At 69.2% G+C, this 3,469-nt stretch carries 3 protein-coding genes; all 3 read left to right on the top strand.

The genetic code is table 11. The features are described from left to right. Positions 1 to 826 (top strand): anhydro-N-acetylmuramic acid kinase (locus ACH0AE_RS17655; RefSeq protein ID WP_406876135.1); only part of this gene is annotated, 826 nt, incomplete at its 5' end. 17 nt (positions 827 to 843) lie between these two features. Next, a complete protein-coding gene (locus tag ACH0AE_RS17650; RefSeq protein ID WP_406876134.1) occupies positions 844 to 2,199 on the top strand; it encodes an FAD-binding oxidoreductase in 1,356 nt (451 codons plus the stop codon). A 124-nt stretch (positions 2,200 to 2,323) separates the two neighbouring features. Then, on the top strand, positions 2,324 to 3,469 hold a 1,146-nt coding region (locus ACH0AE_RS17645), incomplete at its 3' end, for a TonB-dependent receptor plug domain-containing protein (RefSeq protein ID WP_406876133.1).

Raw genomic sequence — 3,469 nt, 5'->3', positions numbered from 1 at the left:
CGAGCTGGTCGGGTTCCACGGCCAGACTGTGCTCCACCGTCCCGACCGGCGGCTCACCATCCAGCTCGGCGACCCGCAAGCGCTCGCGCGAGCGCTGGGCGTTCCGGTCGTAGCCGACCTGCGACAGGCGGACTTGGCCGCGGGCGGGCAGGGAGCACCGCTGGCACCAGCCTACCATGCGGCATTGGCGGATATGATCGGCGCCGCGCGGCCGGTCGCCTTCCTGAACGTCGGCGGCGTGGCCAACCTGAGCTGGCTCGGCCGCGACGGTGGCATGATCGCGTTCGACACGGGACCCGGCAACGGGCTGATCGACCTGATGGTCCAGTCCCGGGGAGCCGGCCGCTATGATGACGGCGGCCGGCTCGCCGCCGCGGGCTGTATCGACCGGGCCGTGTTGTCCCGCCTGCTCGGGTCCGGCTACTTCCGGCAGACAGGGCCCAGGTCGCTCGATCGCTATGACTTCCCAATCGACGCAGTGGCCGACCTATCGATCGAGGACGCCGCGGCAACGCTTGTCGCGTTCACCGCCGAGGCGGTCGCCTGCGGTGCTACGGAACTGCCCGAAACGCCGCGCCGCTGGATCGTCTGCGGCGGCGGGCGGCACAACCCGACGCTGATGCGGGCTCTCGACGTTCGATTGGGCGGCGTCGAGTCCTGCGACACCTCAGGCCTCCGGGGCGACTTCATCGAGGCCGAGGCGTTCGCCTATCTCGCTGCGCGCTCCGTCCGCGGCCTGCCCATCAGCTTTCCGGCGACCACCGGCGTACCGCATCCGATCACGGGCGGCAGGCGTTGGGACCCGGAACTGGACCGTGCGGCATGAGCGCGGGGCTGGAGGCGTTGACCCGCGCGCTGGGCGCGCGCTTCGCCGACCGTTGGATCACCGGCGAATCGCGGCGCGCTCAGTTCATGACGGCCGAAGGCCATCACCAGGCGCTCCTTCCCGACCTAGTGGTGCAGCCGGAGAGCGTCTCCGAGGTGCAGGCGCTGATGTCCGCCGCGAGCGCGGCGCGCGTGCCGGTGGTGCCGGTCGGGGTCGGCACTTCGCTCGAAGGCAATGCCGGCGCGGTGGCCGGCGCGGTCTCGGTCGATCTGTCGGGGATGGACCGCGTCGTCGAAGTGGCGCCCGAGGATCTGCTCTGCGTCGTCGAGCCCGGCGTCACGCGCGAGCGCCTGAACGAGGAACTGCGCGCGACCGGGCTGTTCTTCCCGATCGACCCGGGCGCGAACGCGACCCTGGGCGGTATGATCTCGACCCGCGCCTCGGGCACCAACGCCGTGCGCTACGGCACGATGCGCGAGAACGTGCTTGGCTTAAAGGTGGTGCTGCCGGACGGGAGCCTCATCCGCACCGGGACCCGCGCGCGCAAGTCCGCGGCCGGGTACGATCTCACCCACCTGTTCACCGGCTCGGAGGGCACCCTCGGGCTGGTGGTCGAGGCGACGGTCCGGCTCCATGGGATCCCCGAGACGGTTCTGGCGGGATCGTGGCCGTTCGAAACTTTGGAGGGCGCGGTTGAGACCGTGATCGCGACCATTCAATCCGGCGTGCCCGTGGCCAGGATGGAGTTGCTCGATCCGGTCGCGATCCGCGCGTGCAATGCCTATGCTGGGCTGGACCTGCCCGAGCTGCCGACGTTGTTCGTCGAACTCCACGGGTCCCCCGCCGGCGTGAACGAGCAGAGGAACCTGCTCGCCGAGCTGGGCGAGGCGTTCAGCGGGGGCGACCTGATCATGTCGGCTGACGCCGACGAGCAGCGCCGCCTGTGGCGAGCCCGGCACGCGGCGCTGCCCGCAGCGCGCGCGATGGTTCCCGGCGCGGTAACCTGGTCGACGGACATTTGCGTGCCGATCTCCAAGCTCGCGCAGGCGATCGCTAACGCCCGCGACGCCATCGACGCGGCAGGCCTCGTCGCGCCCATCCTGGGCCATGTCGGCGACGGGAATTACCATGTCTTCTTCGTGCTCCGGCGCGACGACCCGGAGGCCTGGACCCGGGCGAAGCTGGTGAACGAAGGGCTGATCGACTTTGCGCTGTCGGTCGGGGGCACCTGCACGGGGGAGCATGGTGTCGGGGTGGGCAAGCGCGAGGCGCTAGTGCGCGAACACGGCGAGGGAGCCGTCGCGCTCATGCGCCGGCTCAAGACGGCGATCGATCCGGGCCAGCTCATGAACCCCGGCAAGGTCTTTCTCTAGGCCGTTCCCTACGGCTCGGCACGCCAGAAACCCGCTTTACAAGCGCCTGACGATGGTGTCACATTGGTATTAGAACTGGAAAGGCTCTGGTATTTCCCGAGCCGACAAATGGGGAGGTTGGACTATGCTGCGCGATCTTCGCCTCAGTGCCGCTCGGAGCGCGCTGGCCCTTGCGCTCCTGACCGTGTCGGGCACGGCTTACGCCCAGACCACCGATGGTCAAGACGGAGGACCTCCCGCCGACCCCGCGCTCACCATTCCTCAAGAAGCGGCGACCGGACCGGCCGAGGCGGTCAGCCAGGACATCGTGGTCACCGGCTCGCGCATCCCGCGCACCGGCCTGACCTCCACCAGCCCCGTCGCGTCAACGACGCAGGAGGACATCAAGCTCCAGTCGGCGCTGACCGTTGAGGACTTCTCCGTCAAGCTGCCACAGCTCGCCGGGGGCGTGCGGCAGGCCTCGCAGGGGAGCGACGCCTTCGGCGCGCAAGTGCTGGACCTGCGCAACTTCGGCCAGTGCCGCTCGCTGGTGCTGATCGACGGCACGCGCGCTGTGCCCTTCAGCTTCCGGAACTCTGTCGACATCAACGCCATTCCGGCATCGCTCATCAAGCGGCTGGACGTTCTGACCGGCGGCGCCGCCGCGGTGTACGGCGCAGACGCGGTCGCCGGCGTCGTCAACTTCATCCTTAACGATGATTTCGAGGGCGTCACCGCGTCCGGGACCGGGCGCTTCTCCGAGGACGGGGGCGAGCAGTATGGCGGTTCGCTCATGTTCGGCACCAAGCTGGGTGATGGCGGCCACCTCGTTATCGCCGGCGACTACACCCGGCGCGAGCAGGTGCTGGTCGGCGACCGCGACTGGGCGATCACCCCCAACCTGACCATCCCGAACATCGGCGGCGTGTTCACCGACGTGGCCAGCGGTCGCCGGTTCGGCTTCGACGCCAACGGCCAGTTCACGACCACGCCGCCCGCGACGTCCAACATCAGCTCGTCATATCCGTTGATCGTGCCCCTGGAGCGCATCAACGTCGCTGCGCTGTTCTCCTACGAGTTCTCGCCCTTGGCGGAAGTGTACGGGCGGGCGCTCTACACGAACGTGCGGTCGGAGGAGTCGGGCACACCCGGCCCGAACCCGCCCGTCGTCACCCAGAACGTCTCCATCAGCCAGTCGAACCCGTTCCTGACGGACCAGATCCGCAGCCAGCTCACCTTCGTGAACGGCGCGGCGCAGGTGGGCGTGAACCGCTCCCTCGCCGAGCTCGGG

Origin of the sequence: Sphingomonas sp. 179-A 2A2 NHS (assembly GCF_045371305.1) — a bacterium.
Classification (GTDB): domain Bacteria; phylum Pseudomonadota; class Alphaproteobacteria; order Sphingomonadales; family Sphingomonadaceae; genus Sphingomonas.
Note: the sequence above shows the minus strand (reverse complement) of the source record. Positions and strands in the feature narration are given on the sequence as shown.